The organism is Tepidiphilus thermophilus, assembly GCF_001418245.1.
Lineage (GTDB): Bacteria > Pseudomonadota > Gammaproteobacteria > Burkholderiales > Rhodocyclaceae > Tepidiphilus > Tepidiphilus succinatimandens.
The window spans coordinates 63289-69977 of sequence record NZ_LIPU01000011.1 but is presented as its reverse complement, the minus strand read 5'-3'; the positions used below and the strand labels follow the sequence as shown (position 1 = coordinate 69977).

Genomic DNA, 6689 nt, shown 5'->3' with positions numbered 1-6689 from the left:
AGTTCCACACGCGCCGGGCCGTGCCGCAGGCGCGTTTGAAGTAATCCGCCTGCTCGGGCGTGGGACGAAGGGCGATTCGGTGGGTGAGGTGCATGATCATTTACTCGTCGGCAGAGGGATGTCTGTCTTGATTCTGCGCGTCATGCGCCACATCCTGCTTCAGGAGCTCGTCCAGCTTTTTTCGGTAGTTTCTCAACCCATGCAGGCGCGACGAGAAACAATGCACGATGGTCATCAAGTCCTGCACCATCTCTTGTTCAGGAGAGAGCCGTTCCTGGTTGAGCACCAGGATCTCGCATCCGTGGGTCTTGGCGTAGTGCTCGAACCACTCGAAACCGAAACGGGTCAACCGGTCGCGGTGAGCAAGGATCAGTGTCTTGATTTCCCCTCTGCCGATCTCATCCATCAGCGCCAGAAACCGTTTGCGCTTGAAGTTCAGGCCGCCACCCACTTCCTCGATGAATTCGACGTTGGCCAAGCCTCTCGCCACCACGAATTCTTCCAGCACCCTGCGCTGATTCGCCAAATCCGGTTTCTGCGCGGCACTTGACACCCGGCAGTAGGCCACCAGCCTGGTGGGCACGGCACCCAATCGACGCAGTCCGATGAACTCACGAATCTGCGACTCGGTATAAAGACGCCGGTTGGTGCCTGTGCGTGCCGCTGGAATCAACCGTCCTTCGCGTTCCCAGCGTTGCAAGGTCTTGGCGGTTACGCCAAGAAGTTTTGCCGCCTTGCCCGTGCTCATGGTGTTTTCCATGAAACCCATTATGGACTAATTTGCACTTTTTGTAATACGAGAGTTAGCTCCTGAAAAACGGGCAAGGATTCCAGGGCGGCGACGAGTCCGGCATCGCCCGGGGCCGGCGCGGTGACGACCCGCTTCAGCCCCAGGGCGAGCGCCGCGGCAGCGATGCGCGGATGCGCCGCGACGGCAGGGATTTCGGCAAGCCGCGGCCAATCGGCAGCCGGCACCAGCTCCGGCAGGTTCCCGGCCCCTTCGCTGCTCGTGAGGAGCATCGCCGCGAGCCGCCGCTCGCGCAGCGGCGCGAGCACCTCGTCGGACCACTGCGGCCGGATGCGACGATAACATATCCAGGTATCGACCGAGGCGCCGCGCTCGGTCAGCGTCTGGGCGAGCAGCGCCCGCCCGCCCTCCCCTTTGACGATCAGCACCCGTCGCCCGGAGACGGCGGCACGCGCACATTCTGGCAGCGCGAGCACCGCTTCTGAATCCGCCCCCTGCCGGGGAAAGACGACCTCTGCGAATCCCAGATCGCGCAAGGAGGCGGCGCTGCCCTCGCCCACCGTCATCACCGGCGGACCCGGCGGCCAGGCGCGGTAACGGCGCAGGCGCGGCACGGCCAGTTCGGCGGCGCTGCGGCTGACGAAGAAGACCCAGGCGTAGTCATCCAGCGCGGCAGCGACCTGCGCCTCTTTCGTTTCATCTTCGATCGGTTCGATCGCGAGCAGCGGCGCCGCCACCGGCTCGAACCCGTGCTCACGCAGCAGCGCCTCGAGCCGCAGGGCCTGTTCGCGCGGCCGGGTCACCCAGACGGCGGGCGGCGAACCGTTCATGCCGCGCCGCCCGAGAGCGCCGCGACGAGCGCCGCCGCCCCTTCGTCGAGCAGGCGCTGCGCCAAGGTTTCGCCCAAACGGCCCGCCTCTGCGAGCGAGCCGCGGATCTCGCCGCCGTAGATACGGCTGCCGTCGGGCTCGGCCACCCGGCCGCGCAGCCAAAGTTCCCCTCCCTCGAGCACGGCATAGGCGGCGATCGGCACTTCGCAGCTGCCGCCCAGCACGCGCGCGAAGGCCCGCTCGGCGGCCACGCAGGCGGTGGTAGCGGGATCGGCGAGCGGTGCGAGCCAGGAGCGCACGTCCGCGCGTTCGGCCAGGCACTCGATGCCCAGTGCCCCCTGCCCCGCCGCCGGCAGGCTGACCTCGACCGGCAGCACCGACTGGATGCGCTCACCCAGCCCCAGGCGGCGCAAGCCGGCCGCGGCGAGGATGATGGCGTCGAACTGCCCCTCGTCGAGCTTGCGCAGGCGCGTGTCGAGATTGCCGCGCAGGGGGCTCACCGCCAGATAGGGATACTGCGCGATGAGTTGCGCCTGGCGCCGCAGCGAGGAAGTGCCGACCACCGCCCCCGGCGGCAGATCGTCGAGGCTCGCGTAGCGGTTCGAGACGAAGGCGTCGGCCGGCTCCTCGCGCGCGAGCGTGGCGGCGAGCGCGAACGCCTCGTCGAGCACCATCGGCACGTCTTTCATCGAGTGCACCGCCAGATCGGCTTCCCCCGCGAGCAGCGCCGCCTCCAGCTCCTTGACGAAGAGCCCCTTGCCGCCCACCTTCGCCAAGGGACGGTCGAGGATGCGGTCGCCGCGCGTGGTCATCCCCAGGAGTTCGACGCGGCAAGCGGGATAGAGCGCCTCGAGCCGGTCCTTGACGAACTGCGCCTGCCACAGGGCGAGGCGGCTCTCGCGGGTGGCGATGACGAGGCGCGATGGAGGCGGAAAGGCCGGGTTTTCTTCTGTCATGCTTTCTCCCTGACGGCACGGGCACGAGCGCCGGCGGCGAACGGATGCGGCGATTCTATCATCGCCGGCATGGCGCCCCGCGGCCTTATAATTCCCCCTTTCGTTGCCAAGCCCTTCCTCCTTACCATGACCGACACGCCCCATACGCCCGCCAAGACCTGGTCGGGACGCTTCGCCGAACCCGTCTCCGAGCGCGTCAAGCGCTACACCGCTTCGATTCCCTTCGACCGGCGGCTTGCCGAGCACGACATCCGCGGCTCGCTCGCCCACGCGAAAATGCTTGCGCGTCAAGGCATCCTGAGCGCCCAGGACCTGGCCGACATCGAGCGCGGCATGGCCCAGATCCGCGAAGAGATCGCGCGCGGGGATTTTCCCTGGTCGCTGGACGACGAGGACGTGCACCTCAATATCGAAAAGCGCCTCACCGCCCTGGTGGGCGATGCGGGCAAGCGCCTGCACACCGGGCGCAGCCGCAACGACCAGGTCGCCACCGACCTGCGCCTGTGGCTGCGCGACCAGATCGACGCCATCGTGGAAGCGATCGAATCGCTGCAAGGCGCGCTCCTCGACCTGGCCGAGACCCACGCGGCCACGCCCATGCCCGGATTCACCCATCTGCAGGTGGCGCAGCCAGTGACCTTTGGCCACCACCTCATGGCCTATGTGGAGATGCTCGAGCGCGACCGCGAGCGGCTGCGCGACGCCCGCCGGCGCGTCAACCGCCTGCCGCTGGGAGCGGCGGCCCTCGCCGGCACCACTTTTCCCATCGACCGCGAGTTCGTCGCCCGCGAGCTCGGCTTCGAGGACGTGTGCCGCAATTCGCTCGACGCGGTGAGCGACCGCGACTTCGCCATCGAATTCCTCTCGGCGGCCTCCCTCGTGATGATGCACCTGTCGCGTTTCTCCGAGGAGCTCATCCTGTGGATGACGCCGCGCTTTGGCTTCATCACCCTGGCCGACCGCTTCTGCACCGGCTCTTCCATCATGCCGCAGAAGAAGAACCCGGACGTGCCGGAACTCGTGCGCGGAAAGACGGGGCGCGTCTATGGGCACCTCATGGGGCTCCTCACCCTCATGAAGGCGCAGCCGCTCGCCTACAACAAGGACAACCAGGAAGACAAGGAACCCTTGTTCGACGCCGTCGATACCGTGCTCGACACGCTCATCATCTATGCCGAGATGGTGGGCGGCATCCGCGTGCACCCCGAGGCGATGCGCGAAGCGCTGCGCCAGGGATTCGCCACGGCCACCGATCTGGCCGACTATCTGGTGAAGAAAGGGGTGCCCTTTCGCGACGCGCACGAAGCGGTGGCGCGCGCCGTGCGCGAAGCCGAGGCGCGCGGCGTGGATCTGGCCGAACTGCCGCTCGAAGTGCTGCGCGGTTTCAGCCCCCTGATCGAAGAGGACGTGTATCAAGTGTTGACGATCGAGGGGTCGCTCGCGCAGCGGCGGCACATCGGCGGCACCGCGCCCGAGGCGGTGCGCGAAGCGATCGCGCAGGCCCGGGCGCGGCTAAAGCGCGCCTGAACGAAGGGTCAGGCGAGCACGCCGGCTTCCCTCAGCAGTTCCTGCAGCTCGCCCGACTCGTACATCTCGCGCACGATGTCCGCCCCGCCGATGAATTCCCCCTTGACGTAGAGCTGGGGAATCGTCGGCCAGTTGGCGTATTCCTTGATTCCCTGGCGCAGCGCTTCGTCTTCGAGCACGTTGTAGGCGGCGAAGTCTTTCAGGCCGCAGCGGCGCAGCACCTGCACCACGGCTGCGGAGAAGCCGCACAAGGGAAAATCGGGCGTGCCTTTCATGTAGAGCACTACCGGATCGGCGTCGATCTGCTGGCGGATTTTTTCTTGGATGTCCATGGAGATCCTTGTATTGCGAAGTTGGGGGAACCCATCTTAGCGAGCCGGGGCGGGCAACGTCAAGGTGGGAATCATGCACCGGGACAAGGAAGGTACAATCGGCAAATATCCATCGCCATCGAGGCGCTCGTGAGCGAGCGATGAACTACTGTACCGTCTGCGGTCATCCGCTGCAGGTCCTCGTCCCGCCCGGCGACAACCGGCCTCGGCACGTGTGTTCCCATTGCGGCGAGATCCACTATCAAAACCCGAAGCTCGTGGTCGGGGCCATTCCGCGCTGGAAGAACCAGGTCCTGCTGTGCCGCCGCGCAATCGAGCCCCGCCTGGGATGGTGGACGCTGCCGGCCGGCTTCATGGAAAACGGCGAATCCACGGTGGAAGCGGCGATGCGTGAGACCTGGGAAGAAGCCGGCGCGCTCGTCGAGATCGGCACGCTGCAGGCGCTCATCGACGTTCCGGTCATCCAGCAGGTCCACCTCTTCTACCGGGCGAATCTGCTCAGCCTGGACGTCGCCCCCGGCGAAGAAAGTCTGGAGACGCGGCTTTTCCCTCTGCGCCACATCCCCTGGGACGAACTCGCTTTCGAGACGGTGCGCGCCGCGCTCGCCCATCACCTGCGTCATCCGCGGCACGGCGTGCTGGTGAAGACGCTGGGGCGGCGTCCCGCCCGTTCCTCCGCCTGAGCGCCGGGGAAGAAACCGCCGTGCGCGGTGCGAGCGCCTCAGCGCCCCTCCGCCGGGGGTAGCCCCACGAGCCGCACGTCGCCCACCGCGTAGCGCTGCGCGAGCGGCCGGGTGGAGTGCACCCCCTCTTCATATTCGAGGATCTCGAAGCCTTGGGCGCCGCGGCGCAAGGCGATCTCCTTGGCGGCGCGACGGAACACGGTATAGGCCTCGCCCTGGCCGCCCGTGGTGAGGGTGCGCATGTTCATGCGGATGCGGGCGGTCGCGTTGGCGGGAGATTCCTCCACCTCGATGCGCCAGTTGGGATCGAACGGGTCGTAGAGCGCATAGGCGATGAGCGCCGCGCCGCCGAGCTGGCGCAGCAGCGCGGCGTGCGACACGGGGGTAGGAGTGACGGAATTGGCTCCCCCAGCGGCACTGCTCGAGCTCGAACCATTGACGTTCATCGACGAGGACGAGAGCACCAGCGCCGATCCCGCGGCGCCCGCCGCCGGCGCGACCAGGCGTTCAGGGTCGTTCCAGGGCGCTTCTGCACATCCGCCCATGAGCGCGGCAAACCCCGCGAGCGTAAGAAAGCACAGAGCGCGCATGGAGCAGCCTCAGAGATATTCAAAGAGGGAAAGGTTGGCCACGCGCGCAAAAGACTGCTGCGCCGCCTGCAGAACGAGCTGCTGCTGGGCGAGCCGGCTCAAAGCTTCGTTGTAGTCCAGATCCTCGATGCGCGAACGGGCGGTGGCATACTGTTCGTCGATTGCCTGACCGGCGAAGTCGAGCGAGTCGAGCTCGGCGCGCTGGGAGCCGACCTTGGATTGATAGAGGGCGACGCGCTCCATGAAGGCATCGGCGATGTCGAGGCCGTAACTCGTGGGATCGGTATAGCCCGGCGGCAAGGTGACCGTTGCGGCAGTGGCCGGATCGATGGCGTCGATCGCCGTTTTGAGTCGGTTGAAGAACTCGGCGGAGGGATAGGTCGCCGGCGTTCCAAGGGTTGGATCAGCCGGAACATAAGCGCTCTGATCCGCCTCGAAGAGCCCCCCTCCCCCGGCCGCCGAGCCGGGAATGCCGATGTCCATCCGCCGCTCGGGGCCGACCTGCATCTGCCGGGTGCCGGCGTCGCCCTGGTAGTAATAGACATCGGGCGTAGTCGCATCGCCGTCGTGGTCGCCGAAAGCGATCGGCGCGGTGTCGTTCTTGTAGCCGGAGAAGAGGTATTCCCCCTGCCCGTCTTTACTATTGGCGAGTGCGACGAGGTTGTCGAGCTGGCTGCGCAGGTCGGAAGCGATCGCCGCCTTGTCCTGGGCGGAGAGCCCGCCGTTGCCGGCCTTGATGAACTGCTGCCGCATGTACTGCAGCGTGTCGGTCATCGTGGAGAGGCGCGTGTCGGTGAGCGCGAGCTGGTCCTTGGCGTAGCCGATGTTGGCGAGGAACTGCTGGTTCACGCTCTGGGATTGCTGCAGTTCGAGGCTGCGCGCAGCGCGCACAGGGTCGTCCGAGGGCTTGAGCATCTTCTTGCCGCTGGCAACCTGAAGCTGCGTCTGCGTCAGCTGCGCCTGGTTGTTCTGCAGGGCCACGATGTTGCGGTCGAAGATTTGGGACGTGGAGATGCGCATGAT

Annotated in this window: 9 protein-coding genes; 2 read left to right on the top strand and 7 right to left on the bottom strand. The window is 66.6% G+C overall.

Annotated elements, in window-relative coordinates:
• The 4 genes from ASC37_RS11935 to hemC all read right to left on the bottom strand — a co-directional run.
• On the bottom strand, positions 1 to 94 hold a 94-nt coding region (locus ASC37_RS11935; protein ID WP_157287459.1), incomplete at its 3' end, for a helix-turn-helix domain-containing protein.
• Positions 95 to 100: 6 nt separating this feature from the next.
• Positions 101 to 760, bottom strand: a complete 660-nt coding sequence (locus tag ASC37_RS08910; protein ID WP_055424055.1) for an IS607 family transposase — start codon at positions 758 to 760, stop codon at positions 101 to 103.
• An 8-nt stretch (positions 761 to 768) separates the two neighbouring features.
• Positions 769 to 1578, bottom strand: coding sequence for a uroporphyrinogen-III synthase (locus ASC37_RS08905; RefSeq protein ID WP_055424049.1), 810 nt, complete (start codon positions 1576 to 1578; stop codon positions 769 to 771).
• On the bottom strand, positions 1575 to 2534 hold the full coding sequence (hemC, locus tag ASC37_RS08900; protein WP_055424048.1) for a hydroxymethylbilane synthase: 960 nt from the start codon (positions 2532 to 2534) through the stop codon (positions 1575 to 1577). The genes ASC37_RS08905 and hemC overlap by 4 nt, the downstream gene beginning before the upstream one ends.
• A gap of 126 nt (positions 2535 to 2660) precedes the next feature.
• Between hemC and argH the strand changes: the two genes are divergently transcribed.
• Positions 2661 to 4061, top strand: coding sequence for an argininosuccinate lyase (gene argH, locus ASC37_RS08895; protein WP_055424047.1), 1401 nt, complete (start codon positions 2661 to 2663; stop codon positions 4059 to 4061).
• Between the two features lie 8 nt (positions 4062 to 4069).
• Here argH and grxD read toward each other — a convergent pair whose 3' ends face one another.
• Complete coding sequence (grxD, locus tag ASC37_RS08890) at positions 4070 to 4393, bottom strand: Grx4 family monothiol glutaredoxin (RefSeq protein WP_055424046.1); 324 nt, start codon at positions 4391 to 4393, stop codon at positions 4070 to 4072.
• Positions 4394 to 4533: 140 nt separating this feature from the next.
• Between grxD and ASC37_RS08885 the strand changes: the two genes are divergently transcribed.
• Complete coding sequence (locus ASC37_RS08885) at positions 4534 to 5076, top strand: NUDIX hydrolase (RefSeq protein WP_055424045.1); 543 nt, start codon at positions 4534 to 4536, stop codon at positions 5074 to 5076.
• 38 nt (positions 5077 to 5114) lie between these two features.
• On the opposite strand, the gene ASC37_RS11520 is transcribed toward ASC37_RS08885, so the two are convergent.
• Positions 5115 to 5666: a hypothetical protein gene (locus ASC37_RS11520; protein WP_141056522.1), complete on the bottom strand. Its 552-nt coding sequence runs from the start codon at positions 5664 to 5666 to the stop codon at positions 5115 to 5117.
• A gap of 9 nt (positions 5667 to 5675) precedes the next feature.
• The gene (gene flgL, locus ASC37_RS08875; RefSeq protein WP_055424043.1) at positions 5676 to 6686 is read right to left on the bottom strand and encodes a flagellar hook-associated protein FlgL; all 1011 of its coding nucleotides are present in this window, start codon (positions 6684 to 6686) and stop codon (positions 5676 to 5678) included.
• Positions 6687 to 6689 lie beyond the last annotated feature (3 nt).

What these genes read in the sequence shown, in the direction of transcription:
- grxD (WP_055424046.1), bottom strand. Translation starts at nt 4,393, where the DNA reads ATGGACATCCAAGAAAAAATCCGCCAGCAGATCGACGCCGATCCGGTA.
- ASC37_RS08885 (WP_055424045.1), top strand. Translation starts at nt 4,534, where the DNA reads ATGAACTACTGTACCGTCTGCGGTCATCCGCTGCAGGTCCTCGTCCCG.
- flgL (WP_055424043.1), bottom strand. Translation starts at nt 6,686, where the DNA reads ATGCGCATCTCCACGTCCCAAATCTTCGACCGCAACATCGTGGCCCTG.
- ASC37_RS11520 (WP_141056522.1), bottom strand. Translation starts at nt 5,666, where the DNA reads ATGCGCGCTCTGTGCTTTCTTACGCTCGCGGGGTTTGCCGCGCTCATG.
- hemC (WP_055424048.1), bottom strand. Translation starts at nt 2,534, where the DNA reads ATGACAGAAGAAAACCCGGCCTTTCCGCCTCCATCGCGCCTCGTCATC.
- ASC37_RS08905 (WP_055424049.1), bottom strand. Translation starts at nt 1,578, where the DNA reads ATGAACGGTTCGCCGCCCGCCGTCTGGGTGACCCGGCCGCGCGAACAG.
- argH (WP_055424047.1), top strand. Translation starts at nt 2,661, where the DNA reads ATGACCGACACGCCCCATACGCCCGCCAAGACCTGGTCGGGACGCTTC.
- ASC37_RS08910 (WP_055424055.1), bottom strand. Translation starts at nt 760, where the DNA reads ATGGAAAACACCATGAGCACGGGCAAGGCGGCAAAACTTCTTGGCGTA.